The 23,027-nt window shown below is 72.0% G+C and carries 18 protein-coding genes and 1 pseudogene; 7 read left to right on the forward strand and 12 right to left on the reverse strand.

Annotated elements, in window-relative coordinates; genetic code table 11:
- Positions 1 to 21 precede the first annotated feature (21 nt).
- The 4 genes from ACFQS1_RS12380 to ACFQS1_RS12395 are packed head-to-tail and all read right to left on the reverse strand — an operon-like array spanning position 22 to position 4,728.
- Positions 22 to 1,053 carry an ABC transporter permease gene (locus tag ACFQS1_RS12380; RefSeq protein WP_378967141.1) on the reverse strand — a complete coding sequence of 344 codons (1,032 nt, stop codon included), beginning with the start codon at positions 1,051 to 1,053 and terminating at the stop codon, positions 22 to 24.
- Positions 1,050 to 2,018 carry an ABC transporter permease gene (locus ACFQS1_RS12385; protein WP_378967143.1) on the reverse strand — a complete coding sequence of 323 codons (969 nt, stop codon included), beginning with the start codon at positions 2,016 to 2,018 and terminating at the stop codon, positions 1,050 to 1,052. Before ACFQS1_RS12385 ends, ACFQS1_RS12380 begins: the two co-directional genes overlap by 4 nt.
- Entirely contained in the window at positions 2,015 to 3,562 is a 1,548-nt protein-coding gene (locus ACFQS1_RS12390) for a sugar ABC transporter ATP-binding protein (protein WP_378967145.1), read from the reverse strand. Before ACFQS1_RS12390 ends, ACFQS1_RS12385 begins: the two co-directional genes overlap by 4 nt.
- Positions 3,562 to 4,728 carry a substrate-binding domain-containing protein gene (locus ACFQS1_RS12395; RefSeq protein ID WP_378967148.1) on the reverse strand — a complete coding sequence of 389 codons (1,167 nt, stop codon included), beginning with the start codon at positions 4,726 to 4,728 and terminating at the stop codon, positions 3,562 to 3,564. Before ACFQS1_RS12395 ends, ACFQS1_RS12390 begins: the two co-directional genes overlap by 1 nt.
- A 354-nt stretch (positions 4,729 to 5,082) precedes the next feature.
- Here ACFQS1_RS12395 and ACFQS1_RS12400 point away from each other — a divergent pair.
- Positions 5,083 to 5,843, forward strand: a pseudogene (locus ACFQS1_RS12400) (asparaginase domain-containing protein).
- A 29-nt stretch (positions 5,844 to 5,872) separates the two neighbouring features.
- Here the strand turns inward: ACFQS1_RS12400 and ACFQS1_RS12405 are convergent.
- The gene (locus ACFQS1_RS12405; RefSeq protein WP_378967150.1) at positions 5,873 to 6,736 is read right to left on the reverse strand and encodes an alpha/beta hydrolase family protein; all 864 of its coding nucleotides are present in this window, start codon (positions 6,734 to 6,736) and stop codon (positions 5,873 to 5,875) included.
- 188 nt (positions 6,737 to 6,924) lie between these two features.
- Here ACFQS1_RS12405 and ACFQS1_RS12410 point away from each other — a divergent pair, with 188 nt between their 5' ends.
- The gene (locus tag ACFQS1_RS12410; protein WP_378967152.1) at positions 6,925 to 9,405 is read left to right on the forward strand and encodes a helix-turn-helix transcriptional regulator; all 2,481 of its coding nucleotides are present in this window, start codon (positions 6,925 to 6,927) and stop codon (positions 9,403 to 9,405) included.
- 13 nt (positions 9,406 to 9,418) lie between these two features.
- On the opposite strand, the gene ACFQS1_RS12415 is transcribed toward ACFQS1_RS12410, so the two are convergent.
- Positions 9,419 to 10,180 carry an LLM class F420-dependent oxidoreductase gene (locus ACFQS1_RS12415; protein WP_378967154.1) on the reverse strand — a complete coding sequence of 254 codons (762 nt, stop codon included), beginning with the start codon at positions 10,178 to 10,180 and terminating at the stop codon, positions 9,419 to 9,421.
- Positions 10,181 to 10,364: 184 nt separating this feature from the next.
- On the opposite strand from ACFQS1_RS12415, the gene ACFQS1_RS12420 reads away from it, so the two are divergent.
- Entirely contained in the window at positions 10,365 to 10,775 is a 411-nt protein-coding gene (locus ACFQS1_RS12420; RefSeq protein WP_378967157.1) for a GNAT family N-acetyltransferase, read from the forward strand.
- A gap of 33 nt (positions 10,776 to 10,808) precedes the next feature.
- Here the strand turns inward: ACFQS1_RS12420 and ACFQS1_RS12425 are convergent, their stop codons facing one another.
- Both ACFQS1_RS12425 and ACFQS1_RS12430 read right to left on the reverse strand, forming a co-directional pair.
- Positions 10,809 to 11,525: a VOC family protein gene (locus tag ACFQS1_RS12425; RefSeq protein WP_378967159.1), complete on the reverse strand. Its 717-nt coding sequence runs from the start codon at positions 11,523 to 11,525 to the stop codon at positions 10,809 to 10,811.
- Between the two features lie 110 nt (positions 11,526 to 11,635).
- Positions 11,636 to 13,798 (reverse strand): glycoside hydrolase family 3 N-terminal domain-containing protein, encoded by a 2,163-nt coding sequence (locus tag ACFQS1_RS12430; protein ID WP_378967161.1) that lies wholly within the window; start codon positions 13,796 to 13,798, stop codon positions 11,636 to 11,638.
- A gap of 507 nt (positions 13,799 to 14,305) precedes the next feature.
- Between ACFQS1_RS12430 and ACFQS1_RS12435 the strand changes: the two genes are divergently transcribed.
- The 3 genes from ACFQS1_RS12435 (at position 14,306) to ACFQS1_RS12445 (ending at position 17,467) form a co-directional block, all read left to right on the forward strand.
- Positions 14,306 to 15,646: an extracellular solute-binding protein gene (locus ACFQS1_RS12435; protein ID WP_378967164.1), complete on the forward strand. Its 1,341-nt coding sequence runs from the start codon at positions 14,306 to 14,308 to the stop codon at positions 15,644 to 15,646.
- Positions 15,647 to 15,723: 77 nt separating this feature from the next.
- Positions 15,724 to 16,569, forward strand: coding sequence for a carbohydrate ABC transporter permease (locus tag ACFQS1_RS12440; protein WP_378967166.1), 846 nt, complete (start codon positions 15,724 to 15,726; stop codon positions 16,567 to 16,569).
- Between the two features lies 1 nt (position 16,570).
- Positions 16,571 to 17,467 (forward strand): carbohydrate ABC transporter permease, encoded by an 897-nt coding sequence (locus ACFQS1_RS12445; RefSeq protein ID WP_378967169.1) that lies wholly within the window; start codon positions 16,571 to 16,573, stop codon positions 17,465 to 17,467.
- On the opposite strand, the gene ACFQS1_RS12450 is transcribed toward ACFQS1_RS12445, so the two are convergent.
- The gene (locus ACFQS1_RS12450; protein WP_378967171.1) at positions 17,432 to 18,469 is read right to left on the reverse strand and encodes a LacI family DNA-binding transcriptional regulator; all 1,038 of its coding nucleotides are present in this window, start codon (positions 18,467 to 18,469) and stop codon (positions 17,432 to 17,434) included. The genes ACFQS1_RS12445 and ACFQS1_RS12450 overlap by 36 nt on opposite strands.
- A gap of 159 nt (positions 18,470 to 18,628) precedes the next feature.
- On the opposite strand from ACFQS1_RS12450, the gene ACFQS1_RS12455 reads away from it, so the two are divergent.
- Positions 18,629 to 18,952 (forward strand): nuclear transport factor 2 family protein, encoded by a 324-nt coding sequence (locus ACFQS1_RS12455; RefSeq protein ID WP_378967173.1) that lies wholly within the window; start codon positions 18,629 to 18,631, stop codon positions 18,950 to 18,952.
- 15 nt (positions 18,953 to 18,967) lie between these two features.
- Here ACFQS1_RS12455 and ACFQS1_RS12460 read toward each other — a convergent pair whose 3' ends face one another.
- The 3 genes from ACFQS1_RS12460 to ACFQS1_RS12470 form a co-directional block, all read right to left on the reverse strand.
- A complete protein-coding gene (locus ACFQS1_RS12460; RefSeq protein ID WP_378967176.1) occupies positions 18,968 to 20,926 on the reverse strand; it encodes a putative bifunctional diguanylate cyclase/phosphodiesterase in 1,959 nt (652 codons plus the stop codon).
- Positions 20,927 to 20,986: 60 nt separating this feature from the next.
- Complete coding sequence (locus tag ACFQS1_RS12465; RefSeq protein WP_378967178.1) at positions 20,987 to 21,556, reverse strand: Uma2 family endonuclease; 570 nt, start codon at positions 21,554 to 21,556, stop codon at positions 20,987 to 20,989.
- Positions 21,557 to 21,654: 98 nt separating this feature from the next.
- The gene (locus ACFQS1_RS12470; RefSeq protein WP_378967180.1) at positions 21,655 to 22,998 is read right to left on the reverse strand and encodes an aminotransferase class I/II-fold pyridoxal phosphate-dependent enzyme; all 1,344 of its coding nucleotides are present in this window, start codon (positions 22,996 to 22,998) and stop codon (positions 21,655 to 21,657) included.
- Positions 22,999 to 23,027: the final 29 nt, after the last annotated feature.

The following is a 23,027-nucleotide window of genomic DNA, read 5'->3' on the forward strand; positions in this document are numbered from 1 at the left end:
GCTGCGGCGGGGGAAGAGCGGTCATGTCTCACTCGTGCCGGCCCGGCGGCTCAGCGCCGCCTGGAGGATGACCACCACCAGCAGGAACGATCCGGAGACCACCTGTTGCACGTACGAGTTGAGATTGGCGCCCTGGACGATCAGATTCTGGATCACGAACAGCAGCAGCACGCCGGCCAGGGTGCCGACCATCGAGCCGACGCCGCCGGAGAGCAGCGTCCCGCCGATCACCACGGCCGCGATCGCGGAGAGCTCGTACGCGTCACCGATCCGCGCCTCCTGGCCACCGCCGGAGAGCGCAGTCGTGAGGACGCCGGAGAGGCCGGCACACAGGCCACTCACCACGTAGACGATGGTCTGCGTCCGCTTCACGGGCAAGCCCATCAGCTCGGCCGCGCTCTGATTGCCACCCACTGCCTGAACGGACTGTCCAAATGGGGTCCTATTGAGCGCCCACCAGCCGATCCCGAAGACCGCCAGCATGATCCAGACCGGGGTGCCGATGGTCGCGAGCGAGCCGGTGCCGAGCGCCTCGAAGGCCAGGCGGCCCTCGATCCGCGGGTGGTCGTTGCCCTCGTGGGTGATGTAGAAGACCAGGCCGCGTACGCCGGTGAGGCCGGCCAGCGTGACGATGAAGGCGGGCAGCCGCCACCGCGCGATGATCAGCCCCTGGATCAGGCCGACCAGGCCGGCCGCCAGCAGCGCGTAGAGCACCGCGATGAACGAGCCGCGCGGCGCGTACATGGCGCTGATGATCGTTGCGAGCGCGTAGGTGGAGCCGACCGAGAGGTCGATGCCGCCACTGATGATCACGAAGGTCATGCCGGCCGCGATGATGCCGATGAAGCTCGCGGCGAGGGCCACATTGCGCAGGTTGTCGGGCTTGCCGAAGCTGGACACCAGCAGCGTTCCGGCCAGGACCACGATCACGAGTACGGCCACCGCGCCGTTGCGCGAGATCAGGCTCGTCAAGGCCCGCGCCCGGGCCCGGGCGGCCTCCCGGCCACCGTGGTCGGCGGCGACCGCCACCGGTGCTTGTTTGGTGGTGGTCACCTTGAACTCCTTGCCGGGCGCTGGATGTAGACGGCGGCGATGATGATCACGGCCTCGACCATGCGGGCCACCGAGTCGGGCGCGTTGTGCGAGACCAGCGTGGTCTCCAGGAGCTGGATGAGGATCGCGCCGGTGACCGTGCCGAGGATCCGCACCCGGCCGCCGTTGAGCGAGGTGCCGCCGACGACCACCGCGGTGATCGCCGAGAGCTCCATGAGCAGGCCGATGTAGGACGGGTCGCTGGCCCGCAGCCGGGCGGTCGCGATCACGCCGGCCACCGCGGCGAGCGTGCCCGAGATCGCGTACACCACGATCAGCGTGCGGCGCACCGGCAGACCGGCCAGGACGCTGGCCCGCCGGTTGCCGCCGATGGCGAGCAGGCGATAGCCGAAGGCGGTGCGGCGCACCAGGAACGACACGCCGACCGCGAGCAGGGCGGCCACGATCATCACGTACGGCACGCCCAGGAACTTGCCGAGCCGCACGTCCTTGAAGAACGGCACGAACAGCTCGACCAGCGCGCCGCCGGTGATCACCAGGGCGATGCCCCGGCCGGCCACCAGCACGCCGAGCGTGGCGACGATCGGCTGCACCCGGGCGAACGCGACGACCAGGCCGTTGAAGACGCCGACCAGCAGGCCGGCCACGACCGCGGCGGCCATCGCGACGCCGATCGGCGAGCCGCCGACGACGAACTTGGCCAGCACCGCGCTGGCGATCGCCATGGTGGCGCCGACCGACAGGTCCACGCCGCCGGTGCCGATCACCAGGGCCATCCCGAGCGACACGATGATCACCGGCGGCACCTGCGAGAACAGCAGCTGCAGGGTGTCCACGGTGAGGAAGTTGGTGGTGGCGACCGCGTTGAACGCGATCAGCAGCACCAGGGCGATGTAGACGCCGTGCTCGCGGGCCCAGGTCGAGACGACCGTGCGGTCCTTGAGGCTGGCGGTCAGGGTGGTCATTTCGCCGCCTCCTCCAGCTGCTCCGAAGCGGCGTCGGCGATCAGGTCCATGATCTTGTCCTCGGTGATGTCGTCGCCCACGAGGCGGCCGAGCTGGGCGCCGTCGCGCAGCACCACGACCGAGTCCGAGCCCTCCACCACCTCCTCGAGCTCGCTGGAGATGAGCACCACGGCCATCCCCTTCTCGGCCAGCTCGGCGATCAGGGCCTGCACCTCGGCCTTCGCGCCGACGTCGATGCCCCGGGTCGGCTCGTCCAGCAGCAGCACCCGGGGGTTGAGGCAGAGCAGCCGGGCCAGCAGCACCTTCTGCTGGTTGCCGCCGGACAGCTCGGACACCTTCTGTTGCGGGCCGGCCGCCTTGATCCGCAGGCGGGTCATGAACGTCTTGACGATGTCGTCGACCCGCTTGCGCGAGACCAGGCCGGCCTTGGTGAGCTGGGGGAGCGCGGCCAGCCCGATGTTGTCCCGGATCGACATGTCGGGGATGATCCCCTCGGCCTTGCGGTCCTCGGGCAGCATCGCCACCCGCTCCCGGATCCGCGAGGCGGGGGTCTGATGGGTCAGCGCCCGGCCGTCCACCGCGATGTCGCCCGAGTCGAGCGGCAGCGCGCCGAAGATCGCCTTGGCGGTCTCGCTGCGGCCCGAGCCGAGCAGGCCGGCCAGGCCGACCACCTCGCCCGGCCGCACCACGACCGAGACGTCCTCGAGGATCAGCCGGCGGTTGAGGTGCTCGGCCTTCAGCACCGGCTCGGCGTCGGCGATCTCGCGCCGCTGCAGCTGGGTGCGGGCGCCCTCGTCGAGCTCGGCCGCGTCCCGGCCGAGCATCCGGGCGATCAGCTGCCGGCGGGTGAGGTCCTTGGTCGGGCCGGTCGACACCAGCTTGCCGTCGCGCAGCACGGTGACGGTGTCGCAGGCCCGGAAGACCTCGTCCAGCTTGTGACTGACGTACACGATGGCCACGTCCTTGGCCTTCAGCTGGCCCACCAGATCGAGGAGCAGGTCGACCTCGCGGGGCTCGAGCGAGGAGGTCGGCTCGTCCATGATCACGACTTTGGCGTCGGACTCGATCGCGCGGGCGATCGCGACCATCTGCTGGATGCCCAGCCCCAGCTCGCCGAGCGGGCGCTTGACGTCCGCGACGATGCCGTAGCGCTTGAGCGCCTCGGCGGAGTCGCGGTTCATCTTCTTGAGGTCGAGCGAGCCGAAGCGGGTCGGCTCGCGGCCCAGGAAGAAGTTGCGGGCGACGCTCAGCTGCGGCGCGAGATGCACCTCCTGGTAGATGGTGGCGATCCCGGCGTGCTGGGCGCTGCGGGGCGAGGCGAAGGCCACGTCCTCGCCCCGCAGCTGCACGGATCCGCTGTCCAGCTGATACACGCCGGTGATCAGCTTGATCAGCGTCGACTTGCCAGCTCCGTTCTCGCCGACGAGCGCGTGCACTTCACCGGGAAACAACTCGATTGAGACGTCCTCCAGAGCGCGCACTCCCGCGAACCGTTTGCTGGCCGACGTGACTTTGAGGATCGGGCTGGTCACCGGCGTGGTCATCAGTAGGCCTTGCCCGAGCTCAGGGCCTCGGCGGCGTTGGAGCTGTCGTACTGGTTGTCGGTCGTGATGGTCACCGCCGGGGCGCCGTCGCCGTTCACGTACGCCTCGAGCGCGGCCTGCGAGGCCGGGCCGAACGCCGGGTTCGACTCGATCACGGCGTCGAAGTTGCCGTCGACGATGGCCTGCACGGCGCCCTTGGTGCCGTCGATCGAGACGATGTGCACCTTGTCGGTGCCGGACTTGCCGGCGTCGTCGAGCGCCGCGAGGGCGCCCAGGCCCATCTCGTCGTTCTCGGCGTAGATCGCGGTGACGTCCGGGTGGGCGCGCAGCATCGTCTCGGTGACGCTCTTGCCCTTCTCCCGGGTGAAGTCGCCGGTCTGCTGGAAGACCACCTCGATGCCGCTGGCGTTCTTCGCCTTGAGCTGGTCGAGGAAGCCCGCCGTGCGGTCGTCGGTGACGTTCACGCCGGACGCGCCGAGCAGGATGGCCAGCTTCGCCTTGCCGCCGGTCGCCTTGATCATCGCGTCGGCCGCCCGCCGGCCCTGCTCGACGAAGTCCGAGCCGAGCTGCGGCCCGACGTCCTTGCAGCCCTGCACCCCGGTGATGTTGCGGTCGACCGGGATCATCGCGACCTTCTTGCTCTTGGCGTACGCGATCGCGTCACCCAGGCCGGTCGAGTTGATCGGCGAGAAGATGATCGCCTTCGCGCCCTTGTCGATCATGCCCTTGATGTCGCTGTTCTCCTGCTGCACGTTGGACTGCGCGTTGGTGGTGAGCAGCTTCCAGCCCTTGGCCTTGGCCGCCTCGATCTGCGACTTGGTCGAGGCGATCCGGAACGGGTTGGCCTCCTTCTCGGACTGGGCCCAGCCGATCGTGTCCTTCTTGAAGTCGATCTTGCCGATGCCCAGGTCGGAGCCCTTGCACATCGGGCCGTACTCGGCCGAGACGCCCTCGCCCTTGGGCCGGGTGAGCAGCTCCGTGCCGCCGGCCGCGGTGATCGCCGCCGGGACGCCCCCGGCGTTGGCCGAGCCCAGCGCGGTGGCGACCGGCGCCGCCGAGCTGTCGTCCGTGGTCGAGCCGCTGTTGCTGCCGGTGCTGCAGGCGGTGAGAAGTGCGGCCGTCGCGACCACGGAGGTCGCGACGACGATCCTGCGACGTGCCTTCATGCGAAATCGTCCTTTGCGCTGGGTGAGAGAAGAACCCGGGGGAGCGGGCGGGACCGCCGCCTGGTGCGCTGTGGCGGGCGAAATTGTGAACGCAAACATCCACGCCGTCGATACGCGCTGTCAAGGTCCAGCTACGGCGACGTTACTCGTTCGTGACATTGGGCCGCCGCGCCCGTGACGTGGAAAAACCGTCTCTTGACAGGGTTTCCGGAGGTGGTGGATGGTGTCCACGGTGTATCCATCAGGTTTCCGATCAACTGATCTTGTTGATCGTCGTTGGCGCGGCGTTGTTAACGGTCTCAGGTGGGGAGGCCAGCGGTGACGCTCGTGGTCGGGCTGGGCGGGACGATCGCTATGGCCGGCGGGGACGGGGTGCGGCCCAGCCTCTCCGCCGAGCAGCTGGTCGAGGCGGTGCCGCAGCTCGGCGCCATGCGCAACCCGACGCTCGCCGGGGCGGACGGGCCGGCGAACCTTCTCGCGGCGGTCCGGGTCGCGGGCGACCCGGCGGCGCGCGGGCTGGGGTGCGTCGTGGTGATGGCCGACGAGATCCACGCCGCGGCCCGGGTGCGCAAGACGCACACCAGCGGCGTCGCGGCCTTCGCCTCGCCCGGCGGCGGGCCGCTGGGGTACGTCGCGGAGGGCCGGGTCCACATCGTGCAGCGGCCGGTGGCGCGGTTCGCGATGCCGCCGCTGCCGGAGGGTGCGCCGATCCCGCGGGTGGTGGTCTGCACGGCGACGCTGGGCGACGACGGGCGCTGCTGGAGGCGGTGGCGGGCCGGGCCGGCGGGCTGGTGGTGGCCGGGTTCGGGGTGGGGCACGTGCCGCAGTCGTGGCCGGCGGTGCTCGAGCGGATCGCGGCGCGGATTCCGGTGGTGCTGGCCTCGCGCGTCGGAGCGGGCTACGTGGCCACCTCGACGTACGGGTTCGCCGGGTCGGAGAGCGACCAGATCCGGCGCGGGGCGATTCCGGCGGGGGCGCTCGACCCGTACAAGTCCCGGTTGTTGTTGCAGTTGGCCTTGGCCCACGGAGCGACGCGGGCACCGATCGCCGGCGCTTTCGGCGCGGCCGGCGGCCTGGGCGATCCGGGCGCGTGGCCGTGGCCGCGCCCGGCGTGACGAACACGCCGGGCGCGGTCCTCCGGGGGTCAGGAGAGCGGGCAGGTGTTGCGGTAGTCCGAGACGTCGGAGCCGGACGGGCCCGGGCAGATGAACTGGTCGTAGCGGGTGTCGTTGTCGACGAAGCGCTTGAGCCAGGCCACCGCCATCCGGCCGGTGATGGTGTTGACCGTCTGCGGGAAGAAGTGGCTCGCGTTGTTCAGCTCCACGTACGCCTTCTCGGCCGCCGACGGGATCGACGAGTAGAACGGGATCGAGTGCGTGGCGACGGGCGCGATGGTGTCGGCCTCGCCGCCCACGATCAGCGTGGGTACCCGCAGCTCCGACCAGGTCTTGTCGGTGTTCCACGGGGCGAGGGGCACGGCCGCCTGCAGCGACGGGCGATCGCTGGCGGCTTCGAGCGAGCCGCCGCCGCCCATCGAGTGCCCGGCCACCGCGAGGCGGGACGCGTCGACCCGGCCGCGGACGGAGCTCTGCGTGGTCAGGTAGTTCAGCGCCGCCAGCAGCTGGTCGCCGCGCTGGCCGGGCTGGTCGAGCAGGGTGTTGGTCTCGATGCCGATGACCACGAAGCCGTGCGAGGCGATCCGCGGGCCGAGCCAGGAGATGCTCGACCAGGTGGCGGTGAAGCCGGGCGAGATGGCGACCGCGCCGAACGTGCCGTCGCTGCTCGTGGTCGGGTAGTAGATGGTGCCGCCGCCGAAGCCGAGGACCAGCGGCGAGACCGAGGTGGTGGAGACGGCGTACGGGCCGCGGAGCGCGTCGAGGGCGGCGAGCGTCGGGCTGGGCCCACGCTGGTAGGGGTTGTCGGCGGCGTGTGCCGCGGTGGCCGGCGCGGCGGTCAGGACCACGGCCGCGGCGACCGCGGCGAGGAACCTTCGGGTTCTGGTTGTCACCTGGATGCTCCCGGGGTCGGGGGATGGATGGCGGTCAGTGTTTGCGCGGGCACGGCGCGTACGCATCGGCGAAATCACCGGCCTTCGTTCGCGGGCCGTTGACACGGCGGAAATTTCAGGTCCTGAAAAGTCCCTTCCGTCCGGTCGGTGCGGGCCGCGAAGATCGGCGCATGGTTGATGCACCGGCAGTGCAAGAACCTGGGTCGCCCCAGCCCGGGTCGCCCCAGCCCGGGTCGCCCCAGCCCGGGCCGGCCGGGCTCGGCGCGGCCACGGCGGCGATCGAGCGGCTGCTGCGCGACGGCGGGGCCCTGGTGGTGACGGGCGAGCCGGGATCCGGCCGGACGAGCCTGCTGCGCTGGGCGGCGGCGTGGGCGGCGCCGGCGGTGTGGGTGCCGGGCCACGCGGACGAGATCTGTGTCCAGCGGCTGCTGGCGCGCCGGGCCGCGCTCTGCCTCGTGGACGACGCCCATCTGCTCGATCCGGGGTCGTGGCGGCTGATCAAGCGGTTCGCGCGGCGGTTCGCCGATGCGCCGGCCGCCGTCCTGGCCGCCGCGCCGGTGGGGTTCGACGCCGGGCTGCCGATCCTGCCGCTGTCCCCGCTCGACGAGCACGCGGCCCACGAGCTGTTGCTGCGGCTGGCGCCGGATCTCGCGGACCCGGTCGCGGCCGGTCTGATCCGGCAGGCCGGCGGGAACCCCGCGGCGCTGACCGCCCTGGCCACCGCCCTCGATCTCGCGCAGCGGCGCGGGTTCGCCCCGCTCCCCGAGGGGCTACCGCCCGGCAGCGTGCTCGGCCAGCACCTGCGCGCGTCGCTGCGCGCCCTGCCGCCGGCCACCCGGGACGCCCTGCTCCTGCCGGCGCTCGACGACCGGGCGCGGCCGGCCCCGGACGCGCTCGAACCCGCCGAGGCCGCCGGCCTGATCTCGGTCGCGCCCACCGGCGAGGTTCGTTTCGTCCCGGCGATCCTGCGCGACGTGATCCGCCAGGACGCCCCGTCGATCGCCCGCCGCCGGGCCCACCTGACCCTCGCGCGGACCCTCCGGGGCCTGCCCGCCTTGCTGCACCGCGCGGCCGCGACACCGGGACCGGACCCGGCGCTGTCCCGCGATCTGGGTGCGGCGGCGGCCAGTGCGGCGCCCGCGCAGGCGGCGATCGCTTTCCGGTACGCGGCCGCGCTGTCCGACGATCCGGCGCCGCTGCTCTCGGCGGCGAGGTCGTTCTGGCTGGCCGGACGCCCCGACGAGGCCGTGCCCCTGGCGCGGCGGCTGTCGGCGCACCACCGGGCCCGCAGCCTCATCGCCGAGATCGGCCTGCGCGGCGATCCGCTGCCGGCCCGCGACGTCCTGCTCGACGTGGCCGCCGAGCTGATCCCGGCCGACACCCCCGGCGCCCTGTCGGCGCTGCTGCTGGCGGGCGAGGCCTGCTGCCGGGCCGGCGACCCCGGCCGCTTTCCCGCGCTGGTGTCCCGGCTGGAGGTCACCGACCCGTCCCCGGCCCTGGCGCTGGCCCATCGCCAGGTGCTCGGAGTCGCCGCGCTGCTGAGAGGGCAGCACGACGAGTCCTTCGCGCACTTCCGGTCGGTGCTGTCAGTGGCGCCGCGCGTCGACGACCCCGCCCTGCTGGTGGCCGCCGCGATGGCCGGCATCATGGTCGGCCAGGACCGCCACGGCGCGTCCCTCGCGGCTCGCGCCGCCGCGCTGGCCTTCGCCGCCGGCGCCCACGCCCTGGTGCCCGCGGCCCTGGAGGCGGTCGCCTACGCCGAGCTGGCAGCCGGCCGCTACGACGCGGCCACCACCGCGGCCCTGGACGGCGCGGCCGCGGCCCGGCGGTACGGCCGCCTCGACCTGGCCGACTCCCTGCTCGCCCTGCTGGCCGTCCTGGCCGGCCTGGTCGGCGACCGGCCCACCGGCGAACGCCGCTGCCGCGAGGCCACCGCCCGTCATCCGGAGGCCCGCGACCTCACCGAGTGGGCCCACGCCCTGCTCGACCTGGTCGAGGGGCGCCCGGCCCCGGCCGCCGAGCGCCTGGCCGCGATCGTGGCCGCGCCGCCCGGGCGCGGCTCGGCCGTCCTGCGGGTCGCGGTGATCCCGCATCTGGTCGAGGCGGCCCGGGCCGCGGCGCCGCTCGAGCCGGCCGTGCTCGACCCGGCGATGGCGATGTTCGACCGCTGGGCCGGCCGCACCGGCGAGGCGCCGTGGCTGGCGATCCGCGCCCGGTGCCGCGCCCTGCGCGCCGACGAGCCGGCCGCCGACGACTACTTCCGGGAGGCGTTGCGCCGCCACGACGCCGGGTTCGCCCGCGCGCACACCGAGCTGCTCTACGGCCGGCACCTGCGCCGGCGCCGCCGCCACCTGGAGGCGCGCACGCACCTGCGGCAGGCCGCCGAGACGTTCCACCGGCTCGACGCCGACCCGTGGGCCGCCCTGGCCGCCCGGGAGCTGCGGGCGGCCGGCGAGCGGGCCTCCGCCTCGGTGCCGGTCGCCCCCGGGCCGCCGCTGACCGCTCAGCAGGAACGGATCGCCGGACTGGTCGCGGCCGGCGCGACCAACCGCGAGGTGGCCCAGCAGCTGCACCTGAGCACCCGCACGGTCGACCACCACCTGCGCAACGTCTTCGCCCGCCTCGGGGTGCGGTCACGCACCGAGCTGGCCCGGGTCCTGCACGAATAGCCCCGGAATCGGCTCAGGTCGTCTCGTCCCGCCAGGCCAGCCAGCGCCGCAACTCGCCGAGGTCGTACCGGGGCCCGCCGGCGATCACCGTGACCATGCCGATCCCGCGCCGCCGCAGCTCCGCGCCGACCACCCAGGGATCACCCGCCACGAAGGACGACCGCTCGATCCCGGCCGGGTCGCGCCCGATCTCGCGGCAGTGCTCGTCGAGCTGCTCCGACTTGCGGCTGAACGCCTCGCCGTCGGCGAAGGTGTGCCAGATGTCCGCGTGCCGCGCCGCCAGCCGCAGCGCCCGCGGCCCGTCCGCCGCCACCAGGATCGGGATCCGCCGGGTGGGCGGTGGGTTCAGCACGGCGAGGCGGCTTTCGATCCGGCCGAGGGCTTCGCCCATTTCCCGTACGCGCGCGGCCGGCGACCCGAACTCGTAGCCGTACTCCGTCGCCTCCCACTCCCGGAACCCCGCCCCGATCCCGAGAATCAGCCGGCCGCCGCTGATGTGGTCGACCGTGCGGGCCATGTCGGCCAGCAGATCGGGATTGCGATACGACACGCAGCTGACCATCGCCCCGATCTCGGCCCGCCGGGTCGACTCGGCCCACGCGCCGAGCATCGTCCAGCACTCGAAATGCTTTCCCGTCCGATCCCTGCCCAGCGGATAGAAATGGTCCCAGTTGAAAATGGCGTCCACCCCGAGCGCCTCGGCCTCGCTCGCCGCCCGCCGGATGGCGTCGTAGTCGGCCCGTTCCGGCGCCAGCTGAATCGCGACACGCACCACGTCTTCGCTCCCCGTTCCCGCTCGCCCGCATCTCGGCACGCAACGCCGGCTCATCTGCCGGAGGCGCGATGTCCGCCCGGCGGCCGGCGCCAATGTAGTCATTGCCGCACGCCGCGCGCAGTCGGCCGCCTGCCCGATGGTGGCGGGACGCCGGGGCCGGTAATGTCGTTGCTACATTCGGGCCGTGCACATTCGTTCCTTCGAGTGGGCCGACTACGCCGCCGTGACCGCGGTCTGGCAGGCGTCCGGCCGCGAGGTCGTCCCGCGCGCCGAGCTCGCCGCCAAGCTGACCCGCGACCCCGAGCTGTTCCTGATCGCCGAGGTCGGTGCCACTCTCGCCGGCGTGGTGATGGGCACCTACGACGGCCGCCGCGGGTGGATCCTCCGCCTGGCCGTGCATCCCGCGCACCGCCGCGCCGGGATGGCCTCCCGCCTGGTGTCCGAGCTGGAGTCCCGGCTCGCCGCGCTCGGCTGCCCGCGGATCAACCTCCTGGTGCTGCCCGACAACCTCGACGGCTTGCGCTTCTGGCAGGCGCTCGGTTATCTGCCGATGCCCGACGTGCTGTGCACCAAGCCCCTCGCCCCGCCCGCCTGAGCGCGGCAGAGAGCGGGAGTGTGCAGCGGAGGCTCAGTCCCAGCAGAGGCAGAACGGCTTGCCGGCCGGGTCGGCGTAGACGCGCCAGTTCTCCCCGCCCGCGGACAGCGACGTGGCGCCCAGCTTCAGCGCGGCGGCCTCAGCCACCTCGACGTCGTCGACCGTGACGTCGAGGTGGAACTGCTGCGGATACGCGGGGTCGGGCCACCGCGGCGCGCGGTAGTCGGCGATCTGCTGGAACATCACCGGCTGGGCGCCCTCCGCGCCGATCATCGCGACGCCCTCCTCGTCGCCCTGGTAGGTGACCGGCTTGCCGAGCAGCTCCGCGTAGAAGGCGCTCAGCTCCCTGGCGTCCGGGCAGTCGAGCATCACGGCCATGAGCGTGGTGTCCGGCCGCTCCGGATACCGGCACAGGTCGAACGGATGCCCGGCCGGGTCGGCGAGGGTGTGCCAGTGCTCGGTCTCGCGCAGCAGCGTGGCGCCCAGCTCGACCGCCCGCGCGGTGCCGGCGGCCAGGTCGGGCACGCGCAGGTCGAGGTGGGCCTGCTGTGGGTGCGCGGGATCGGGCCAGCGTGGCGGCACGTGGTCGGGGCTCTGCTGGATCGCCAGCCGCCACCCGTCGCCGGTCTCGAGCTGGACCCAGTCGTCCTCGGCATACGGCGAGCTCCACCCGCCGAGGGCGCTGTAGAACGCCGCGAGCCGCCGAGCGTCCGGCCCGTCGATCGCCACCGTGCGCAAGGTCCCGATCACCGGCGCAGTCTATCGCGGCGCGCGTTCGCCATGGGGCCCGACGCCGCGGCCGGAGTTCGGGCCGGGCAGGGTTCGGGCTTCCCGGCGGACGGCGCCGGGAAGCCCGGGTCTCAGATCTTCTCCACCTCGACCGGGGTGATCAGCACCCGGTCCCGGCCGGCCTCGCGGATCGCGCCGGTGAGCGTCACCGCGCCGCGGCACGGCAGCTCCCCGGCCGACGAGCCGACCATCACCTCGAGCTCGCCGGGCTCGACGATCCGGCGCAGGTCGCGGCCGGTGAACGCGGTGCGGTCGGTGTGCACCCGGAACCGGACGTCCTTGGCCTCGCCGGGCGCGAGCGGCACCCGGGCGAAGCCGGTCAGCTGCTTGACCGGGCGGGTCACCTGGGCGACCAGGTCGCGCAGGTAGAGCTGGACCACCTCGTCGCCGGCCCGCTCGCCGGTGTTGCGCACCCGCACGGTCACCGTGAACTCGCCGTCGGTCGGCACGGCGGCGTCGCTGATCCGCAGGTCGTCGATCTCGAACGTGGTGTAGGACCGGCCGTGGCCGAACGGGAACAGCGGGGTGGGGTCGAGGTTGCTGATGCCGTTCTTCTCGGCGCCGAGCTCCGGCTGCAGGTACGTGCCGGGCTGGCCGCCCGGGGTGCGCGGGATCTGCACCGGCAGCTTCGCGCCCGGCTGGACCCGGCCGCTGAGCACGCCGGCGATGGCGGCGCCGCCCTCCTCGCCGGGCATGAACGCCTGGACCAGCGCGGCGGCCCGCCCGGCGATCTCGCCCAGCGCGTACGGCCGGCCGGAGACCACCACGACCACGACCGGGGTGCCGGTGGCCAGCAGCTCCTCGATCAGCTCGCCCTGCAGGCCGGGCAGGCGCAGCTCGTCGGCGTCGCAACCCTCGCCCGAGGTGCCGTGCCCGAACAGGCCGGCAAGGTCGCCCACCATCGCCACGCAGACGTCGGCCGCCCGCGCCGCCGCCACCGCCGCGGCGAAGCCCGACCGGTCGCCCCCGATGACAGCACAACCCTTTTGGTGTACGACTTCGGTAGCGCCGAACTCGGCTCGAAGCGCTTCGACGGCCGTCGGCACCTCGACGCCCAGCCCGCGCTCGGGGTAGCGGGGCAGCACGTGGTTGGGGAAGGCGTAACAGCCCATGAACGTACGCGGATCGGCGGCGCACGGACCGACCACCGCGATGCGGCGCGGGGCCGGGTCGAGCGGCAGCGTGGACCCGGCGTCCAGCAGGATCACCGACTTCTCGGCCATCTCGCGGGCCAGGGCCCGGTTGGCGGGGGAGTCCAGGTCGACCTCGTCCGCGCCGGCCACCGAGCCTTCGGGCGTCCAGCCCGGGTCGAGCAGGCCCAGCTCGGCCTTGTGGGTCAGGTGGCGGCGGACGGCCCGGTCGATCAGCTCCTCCGGCGCCTTGCCGATCAGCCCGTCGCCGAAGCCCAGCGTGTCGGGCAGCTCGACGTCGATGCCGGCGGCCAGCGCCTGCAGGCCCGCGTCGTCCATGTCGGCGGCGATCCGGTGCTTGGTGGCCAGGAACGGCACCGCCCAGTAGTCGCTGACCACGGTGCCGGCGAAGCCCCACTGCTCGCGCAGCACCTCGGTGAGCAGCCACGGGTCGGCGCCGGCCGGCACGCCGTCGACGTCGGCGTACGAGTTCATCACCGAGCGGGCGCCGGCCTCGCGCACGGCGGTCTCGAACGTCGGCAGGATGACGTCCATCAGCTCGCGCCGGCCCATCGGCACCGGGCCGTGGTTGCGGGCGCCCCGGGACGCCGAGTAGCCGGCGAAGTGCTTGAGGGTGGCGATCACCCCGGCGCTCTGCAGGCCGCGCACGTACCCGGCGCCGAGCAGGGCCACCAGGTACGGGTCCTCGCCGATGGTCTCCTCGACCCGGCCCCAGCGGTAGTCGCGGACCACGTCGAGCACGGGGGACAGGCCCTGGTGAATGCCGAGCGCCGCCATGTCGCGGCCGATCGCGGCGGCCATCCGCTCGACCAGCTCGGGGTCGAAGGTGGCGCCCCAGGCGATCGCGGCCGGGTAGACGGTGGCGCCGAACGAGGTGAACCCGGTCAGGCACTCCTCGTGCACGATCGCCGGCACGCCCAGGCGCGATTCGGCGAGGACGACGCGCTGCTGGCGGATCACCTCGGCCGCGCCCTCGGCGGCCGTGCGGGGCGCGCTGCCGTACACCCGGGTCAGCTGCCCCAGCCCGTGCCGGCTCGCCTCGGCGAGGGGAATCGAGCCCGACGCGGCGAAGGCGTCCTGCATCGGCGCGACGTTGAGGGGCTCCTCAGGTTCGGAGCTTGACTCATCGTGGCCGGAGCTTGACTCAATTGTGCCCGAATCCTGCACATCGTTGCCCACCCATCGGCTGCCCAGTTGGGCTACTTTCTCCTCGATGGTCATTGTGGCCAGCAGAAGCTCGACGCGCTCCGCCACGGGTAGCGACAGGTCATGCCATGGCTGGGCGGGCTGTTCTGCGGTCACGGCGTAACTCCTCAACAAAGTTCCGAAACTTTCAGTACCTTCACAGCATGAATTATCGGTCGGACTCGGGTTGACCGAGGGTGTCACGCTCGGGTCCACTCTTGCGGTGGGAGCGCGACCAGAGCAAGACCCTTGACATGATCAAGCCGAAACCCTACGTTAACGAAACCTTGCGTCAACTACCGGTCGCTTCACGAAAGTTGCAGACTTTGTGACAGCGGCTACCACCCATCCCCACGACGATCCACTCGCCGCGGCAGGACGCGGCACTCGAGTACGGAGATCAGCGTGACCAATAGCAACTTCTCCCGGCGGAACTTTCTGGGACTAGCCGCGGGGGCCGCCGGTGCTGCGGCCCTCGCGGCATGTGGCAGCTCGGGCCCGTCCGACAAGGGCGGCAGCAGCGGCGGCGGTGCGAAGGGCGGGGCCAGCTATTGGTCGCTGTCCGGTGAGCCCGGCGAGCCGATCCGCCAGGCGGCGGTCGACCGCTTCAACAAGGCGAACGCCGACACCAAGATCACTCCGACGTTCTTCCAGAACGACGCCTACAAGCAGAAGATCAAGACGGCGATCGGCGCCGGCCAGGCCCCGACGATGATCTGGGGCTGGGGCGGCGGCGGCCTCAAGTCGTACGTCGACGCCGGCCAGGTCGTCGACCTGACCGACTGGTTCGGCCAGAACGCCGCGGTCAAGGACAAGATCCTGCCGTCGTCGTTCGGCGCCGCCACGGTCGGCGGCAAGATCTACGCGATGCCGGTCGAGACCGTGCAGCCGATCGTGCTGTTCTACAACAAGAAGGTCTTCGACAAGGTCGGCGTCGAGCCGCCGAAGACGTACGGCGACATCCTCAACCTGATCCCGAAGTTCAACAGCAAGGGCATCGCGCCGTTCTCGCTGGCCGGCCAGTCCCGCTGGACCAACATGATGTGGCTCGAGTTCATGCTCGACCGCAACGCGGGCTCCGAGGTGTTCGACAACGTCTTCGCCGGCAAGCCGGGCTCCTGGTCCGACCCGGCCGTCCTGGACATGCTGACCAAGATCCAGGATCTGGTGAAGAACAACGCCTTCGTCAAGGGCTTCTCGTCGGTCACCGCCGACTCGAACGCCGACCAGGCTCTGCTCTACACCGGCAAGGCCGCGATGATGGTGCACGGCTCCTGGTCGTACGGCATCCAGAAGGCCAACGGCGGCGACTTCGTCAAGTCCGGCGGCCTCGGCTGGATGAACTTCCCGCCGATCGAGGGCGGCAAGGGCGACCCGAGCAACACCGTCGGCAACCCCGGCCAGTACCTCTCGATCTCGTCCAAGGCCTCGGCCGCCGAGCAGGACGTGGCGAAGAAGTTCTTCTCCACCACCCTGGTCGACGACGACGAGAAGGCCGGCTGGGTCAAGTCGGGCGGCGTCCCGGTCCTCAAGGGCGCGGACAGCCTGTTCACCGGCGACGACGCGCAGTTCCTCAAGGACATGTCGACGATCGCCTCCAACGCCAAGACCTTCGCGCAGTCGTGGGACCAGGCGCTGAGCCCGACCGCGGCCGAGACCCTGCTGGACAACATCGCCAAGCTGTTCCAGCTGCAGGTCACCCCGCAGCAGTGGGTCGACGCCATGAACGGGGTCATCGGCAAATGACGACGCTCGCTCCGCCCGCCGTTCGCGCGCAGGAGCCAACAACCGCGAAGGGCGGGCGGGGCGGCTCCGTCGGATGGATGGCACTGCCCGCGCTGCTGATGTTCACGGCGTTCGGGATCATCCCGTTGCTCGGGGTGCTGTTCCTGAGCTTCACCACCTGGGACGGCATCGGTGACATCCATTTCACCGGGTTGGACAGCTGGAAGGCCGAGCTGAGCGATCCCGGGCTGACCCACTCGCTGTGGGTCACGTTCGAGATCATGATCATCTCGTGGCTGGTGCAGACGCCGCTGTCGATCTTGCTTGGCGTGTTCCTGGCGGCGTCCACCAAGAAGTACCGCGGGTTCCTGGCGGTGCTCTACTTCATTCCGCTGCTGCTGTCCTCGGCGGCCATCTCGATCACCTTCAAGTCGCTGCTCGACCCGAACTTCGGGCTCGGCGCCGGCTTCGGGGTCGACTGGCTCAAGCAGGACTGGCTCGGCGACCCGACACTCGCCATGGGCGTGCTGATCTTCGTCGTGTCCTGGCAGTACATCCCCTTCCACTCCCTGATCTACCAGGGCGCGGTCCGGCAGATCCCCACCTCGCTGTACGAGGCGTCGCAGATCGACGGCGCGGGCAAGGTGCGGCAGTTCTTCTCGATCACGCTCCCGCAGATCAAGTTCACGATCATCACGTCGTCGACGCTGATGGTCGTGGGCTCGCTGACCTTCTTCGACCTGATCTACGTGCTCACCGGTGGTGGTCCCGGCGACTCCACCCGGGCCCTGGCGCTGGAGATGTACCAGAAGGGCTTCATGGCCAACCTCATGGGCCCCGCCAGCGCCATCGCCGTGATCCTGGTCCTGGTCGGTCTGTTGCTTGCTCAGTTGCTGCGCCGCCTCGGTGGCCGCGGCGACGAGAGCATGATGGAAGGGGTCTGACATGACGACCACTGTCAATGTCACCGGCACCACGCCGGCGCATCATCAGCAGCAGCGCCCCAAGCGGCGGGCGAACAAGCTGTTCCGGTACAACTGGCTCGGCGGCGGCCTCGGCTGGGTCTGGTTGTTCATCGTGATGGTGCCGATCTACTGGATCGTCATCACCAGCTTCAAGACCCAGGCGAACTACTTCATCACCAACACGTTCGCCCCGCCGAAGGACCCGACGCTCGAGAACTACAAGACGGTGTTCGAGAACGACATCGTCCGGTACTTCACGAACAGCGTCATCGTCACGGTCGGCGCGGTGGTCCCCGCCGTGCTGATCTCGTTCATGGCGGCGTACGCGGTAATCCGCGGAGTCCACAAGCGCTGGCTGCGCTGGACCAACACGATGTTCCTGGCCGGCCTGGCGATCCCGCTGCAAGCGGTGATCATCCCGGTCTACCTGATCATCATCCGGCTCCAGCTGTACGACACCCTGATCGCCATCGTCCTGCCCTCGATCGCGTTCGCCATCCCGCTGTCCGTCCTGGTGCTGAGCAACTTCATCCGGGACGTGCCGAAGGAGCTGTTCGAGTCGATGCGCATGGACGGCGCCAGCGAGTGGGGCACCCTGTGGCGGCTGGCGTTCCCGCTCACCCGCCCGGCGCTGGTCACCGTGACCATCTACAACGCGCTGGGCATCTGGAACGGGTTCCTGCTGCCGCTGGTGCTGACCCAGAGCCCCGACCAGCGCACCATTCCGTACGCGCTGGTCAGCTTCCAGGGCCAGTTCGGGGTGAACACGCCGGCCATCGCCGCGTCGGTCACGCTCACCACCATCCCGATCGTTCTGCTCTACGCGATCGGGCGGCGCCAGCTACTGAGCGGCCTTACCGCCGGCTTCGGCAAGTAGGGCCGTGCTCTCCCGGATCACGAGCTCTGTCGCCAGCTCCACCCGGGGGGTCTCAATGGGCTCGCCGCGCGACAGTCGCAAGACTGTCCGTGCGGCGAGCCCGCCCATGTCGGCCAGCGGCTGACGCACGGTGGTCAGCGGCGGCGACGACCAGCGGGCCTCGGGCAGGTCGTCGAAGCCCACCACGCTCAGGTCGTCCGGGATCCGGATGCCGCGCAGGCGGGCCGCCTCGTACAGGCCCAGCGCCATCTGGTCGCTGGAGGCGAAGATCGCGGTGGGCGGCTGGTCGCGGTCGAGCAGCCGCAGCCCGGCCTGGAAGCCGGACTCGTGGTTGAACGCGCCCGGCTCGATCAGCTGGCGGTCGACCCGCAGGCCGGCCTCCTCGAGGGCCGCGCGGTACCCGTCCAGGCGGGCGCGGGAGCAGAGCAGGTTCTTCGGGCCCTCGACCAGGCCGATGCGGGTGTGGCCCAGCGAGATCAGGTGCTCGGTGGCACTGCGGCCGCCCGACCAGTTGGTCGCGCCGATCGTCGGCACGTCCGCGGCCACGCCGCCGGCCGGGTCGATGATCACCATCGGCACGTTCAGCCGGTGCAGCTCGGTACTGATCGGGCCGGCGCCGTCGGAGATCACCAGGATCACGCCGTCGGACTGGCGGGCGCGAAGGTTCTGCAGCCACTGGCGGGTCGAGGTGGTGCGCCGGTGGATGGCCGACACCACGGTGCCGACGCCGGCCGCGTGGGTGACCTCCTCGACGCCACGGATCAGCTCGACCGCCCACGGGCTGTCGAGATCCTGGAAAACGAGGTCTATCAATCCCGCCCGCAGCGGCTGCCGAGAGTTACGGGGGCGGTAGTCGTGTTCCCGCAAAAGATGCTCGATGCGGTCACGGGTCTCCGGCGACACGTCGGTACGTCCGTTGAGCACTCGTGACACCGTGGGAACGGACACTCCCGCCGCTTCCGCGATGGTCGCGATCGTCACTCGTCGTCCGGCCGCGGCCATGGTGATCTCCTCGCCTCCCGCGGGTGCTGACTGAAACTTTCGACCGCGGTGCCGGAAGTATTGCACATCCGCGACGCACCCGGGCTTCGACAGTCCTGAGCATCACGAGAATGATGGTCTCCGATCCGGACGCCACCCCACATCCAGGAGGACTCTGCGATGACGATCGACCTGCCGGCCCCGGTCCGCACCGCGATCGACGCCGCCAACGCGAACGACACCGACGCTTTCCTGGACTGTTTCCCGCCGGACGGCGTCGTCGACGACTGGGGTCGCGAGTTCGCCGGCCGTGACGAGATCAGAGGATGGTCCGACCGCGAGTTCATCGGTGTCAAGGTCAATCTGACGGTCGTGCAGGTCGCGATCGAGGATCTGAACGTCGTCGTGACCGCCCAGGTGGGCGGCGACGGCTTCAACGGCCCCTCGCATTTCACGTTCCGGGTCGAGGGCGGCCAGGTCACCCGCATGACGATCCGGGCCTGAACCGTCCGGGCAGGCCTAGCGGTCGGCGGTGAGCACGTCGGTGCGGTGGGCCGCCACCCAGTCGGCCAGGTCGCCGGGCGGCATCGGGCGGGCCAGCAGGAAGCCCTGCGCGATGTCGCAGCCCGTCGCCGTCAGCAGCTCGACCGTCTCGCGGCTCTCCACACCCTCGGCCACCACCTGCAGGCCCAGGTTGTGCCCCAGATCGACCACCGACCGGACGATCGCCGCGTGGGCCGGGTTGTCGGCCAGGTCGGTCACGAACGACCGGTCGATCTTCAGCTCGTGCAGGGGGAGCCGGGAGAGGTAGCCCAGCGACGTCTGGCCCTGCCCGAAGTCGTCGATGCTCACGCGTACGCCGGTGGCCGACAGCCGGGCCAGGACGTCCGCCGCCACCTCGGGGTCGGCCAGCAGCGCGGTCTCGGTGATCTCGAGGGTGAGCCGGCCGGGGGCGATGCCCGCGTCGGAGAGGGCGGCCAGCACGGCGTCGGCGAAGTCGGGGCGGGCCAGGTTGCGGGCCGAGACGTTGACCGCCATGGTCAGGTCGTCGAAGGCGCCGGCCCAGACGGTGATCTGGGCGAGCGCGGCGGCGAGCACCCACCGGGTCAGCGGATCGATCAGGCCGGTCTGCTCGGCGGCGGGCAGGAACGCGTCGGGCGGTAGCACGCCGCGGCGTGGGTGGCGCCAGCGGACCAGGGCCTCCACGGCGCAGAGGCGGCCGGTGCGCAGCTCGGCCTTGGGCTGGTAGTGCAGCTCCAGCTCGCCCGACTCGATGGCCCGGCGGAGCTCGCCGACCAGCGCGAGCTTGCCGACGTCGAAGGTGTCGCGGCACGCGTCGTACCGGGCGATCCCGGACCGGCTGCCCTTGGCCTGGTACATGGCGACATCGGCGCGGCGCAGCAGGGTGTCGACGTCACGCCCGTCGGCCGGGGCGACCGCGTACCCGAAGCTTGTCTCGGCCGAGATCGGCAGCGCGCCCACCGTGACCTCGGCCTCCAGCGCGTCGCGCAGCCGGCCGAGCAGCGCGGGCACCTCGGCGTCGGCGGCGCCGGTGAGGATCAGGCCGAACTCGTCGCCGCCCAGGCGGGCCACCGTGTCGCCGTTGCGGGCCGCGCCGGCCAGCCGGGTGCCCAGCTCGCGCAGCAGCGCGTCGCCGACGTGGTGGCCGAGCGTGTCGTTGACCTCCTTGAAGCGGTCCACATCGGCCACCACCACCGTGGCGGGACGGCCGTGCTCGATGGCGGCGGCGACGCGGCGCTGGAAGAGCGTGCGGTTGGGCAGGCCGGTCAGCGGGTCGCGCTCGGCCAGCCAGGCCATCCGCCGCATGGTCGAGGCGGAGACCAGCACCAGGATCGCCCAGAGCGTGGCCAGGCCGACCCCGAGGAGCGTGTAGAGCGTGCTCAGCCCCGAGCTGACCTCCCGGGCGATCGGCGCATAGGGCAGATAGATCTCGAGTACGCCCACCGCCGGGCCCCCGGTGCTCAGCGGGAGGTAGATCTCCACCGCTTTCTCACCGGCCGGCCCGTCGTCGTTGGGGTCGGTGTTGAGCCGGGTCAGATGGGCGGTCGTCGCGCCCCGGGCGGCGTCGAGCACCGGGTCGTCGACCGCGCCCGCCGAGGCGCCGAAGCCTGAGCCGTCGTCGGAGAACACGACCCGCCCCGACAGGTCACGCAGGCGCAGCCGGACCACGTCGCCAGACCCGATCGTCCGGTCGGCGAGGCGGCCCAGCGCGGCCAGCTCGCCGGCGGACAGCCCCTGGTCGAGCGGCCGCCCGTCGAGTTGCGGCTCGACCGCGGTGCGGGCGATCAGCGACGCCTGGGCGCGCCCCTCGGCGAGCCCGCGGCTGTGCGCCTCGGCCGCCAGCGCGTAGGAGAGCACCAGCCCGAGGAGCAGCACCGGAAGCAGGCTGGCGGCGGCGTAGGCGAGGAACAACCGCCACGTTGGACGGTCGCGGCCATTGAGCCCGGGAAGCGGCACACGGGCACGGTACGCCCCTTGTCGCGCGCGCGGGGGACAAATGGACCGCCGATCCGCGGCTTACCCCAGCGGCCCGATCAACTGGCCGGTGTCGATGGCGATCGGGAACGGTTCGTCCGACCTGAGGACCGCGCCGGGCCGGGCGACGGCGTGCTCGACGTAGCGCGCGCCCTCGAGGCGATGCAGGCGCAGGGTCACCGACAGCAGCTCCGGCAGCTCCGGCTCGGCCAGGAGGTACCAGGGGATCCGCGCCGCCGCGTATCGCCGCATCTTCCCGCGCCGATCCCACGCCGCGTTGCTCGGCGAGGTGACCTCGGCGACGAGGATGACGTCGGCCGCGTCGTTGACGCCCTTGCCCCACCGGAGCTTCCCGGCCACGACATCCGGGCACACGATGGTGCCGGGCCCGATCCGGGTGTCCACGGCTTCGAAAATGGTGAGGCCGGCCGCGCGGGCGGCGGGCTCGAGGAAGTTGGCGAGATAGCGGGAGATGCCCTGGTGGGCGTTGCTGGGGGAGGGGCTCACCTGAATCTTCCAGTCCACGAGCTCGGTCCGGATATTGAGCGCGCCCAGAGCCAGGTACTCGGCCTCGGTCCAGGTCCTGGACAGGTCGAGCGGCTGCTCCCTCATGGGCAGAGTTTCCCACACGGTCATCCATGCCGCCCTTGACTAGTAGTCGTATGTCACCATCGGGCGACGGTGATTGTCGCCCGCCTAGTTGCTTCCTGTCAACGGGGGACGGCGGGGGCGGGCGCGCGCGCCGCGTCGGCGAGCTGGGCGGCGACGGCGGCGTGGTCGGTGGCGATCAGGCCGACCGTGACGCGCAGGTGCGGGGCGGCCGGTGAGGTGGTGAAGGCCCGGCCGGCGGCGGCGGTGATGCCGTTGCTGGCCAGCGAGATCAGGGCGGCCTGTTCGTCGGCCACCGGGAGCCAGACGTTCAGGCCGTCGCCGGGCGGCAGCGGGATGCCGCACGCCGCCAGCGCGGAGATGACCAGGTGGCGGCGGCGGGCGTACTCGGCGCGGGCGTGCCGGACGGCGGCGACCGACTCGGCCGAGGTGAGCAGGGTCAGCAGGAGCTGTTGCAGGAGGCGGCTGGTCCAGCCCTGCCCGAGCAGCCGGCGTTCCAGGATGGGGTCGAGGACCGTGGCGGGCCCGCCGACGGCGGCCAGGCGCAGGTCGGGGCCGTGCGACTTGGAGAAGCTGCGGACGTGCACGGTCTGCCGCGGCAGGTGGGCGCCGAGCGAGAGCGGGGGACCGGAGGCGACGTCCCCGGCGGAGTCGTCCTCCACGGCGTACACGTGGGGGTGCCGCGCGAGCACCGCGGCGAGGGCGGCGGACCGGTCGGGCGACCACGACGCGCCCGTGGGGTTCAGCGCGCGGGGCTGGAGGAAGACCACGGCGGGCCGGCACGCCATCGCGGCCTCGAGCGCGCCGGGGAGCATGCCCGCCGGGTCGGTGCCGACGCCGACGACCTGCACGCCGAGCGCCTCCAGGAGGTCGAGCAGCGGCGGGAAGCAGGGGTTCTCCACGATCGCGCGGTCGCCCAGGCGCAGCAGGGCCGTGGCGACCTGATCGATCGCGTCCATGGCGCCGTCGAAGACGGCCACGCGGCCGGGCCGGAACGGCCAGGCGGCGCGCAGGTAGGCGGCGAGGCCGGGGAGGACCGGCTCGTCGAGGTAGCTGCCCGGGGCGGGGGAGAGGCCGGCCGGCGACGGCAGCGCGGGCAGCAGCGCCGGGTCGGGGACGCCGGTGGAGAGGTCGAGCGCGAAACCGGACCGGCCGCCCAGGGCGGCCCGGTAGCGGCCGGGGCCGGTGGTCCGGGACGCGGCGACGACCGTCCCGCGGCGGCCGTCGGTCCGGATGGTGCCGGCGCGGCGCAGGAGCTGCCAGGCCGCGCTGACCGTGGTGGGCGACATCCGCAGGTCGCGGGCGACGGAGCGGACGGGCGGGAGCTTGGCGCCGGGCGGGAGCGAACCGTCGCCCACGGCGCGGCCCACGGCCTCGGCCAGACCGCGGGCGGTGGGCTGGGTGAGCAGGTCGCGCACCGCGTCGAGCCGCGAGTCCGGAGGCACTTTGTGACAGTACGATCCGAGCATTGTTC

It is taken from the genome of Paractinoplanes rhizophilus (genome assembly GCF_042664765.1).
Classification (GTDB): Bacteria; Actinomycetota; Actinomycetes; order Mycobacteriales; family Micromonosporaceae; genus Actinoplanes; species Actinoplanes rhizophilus.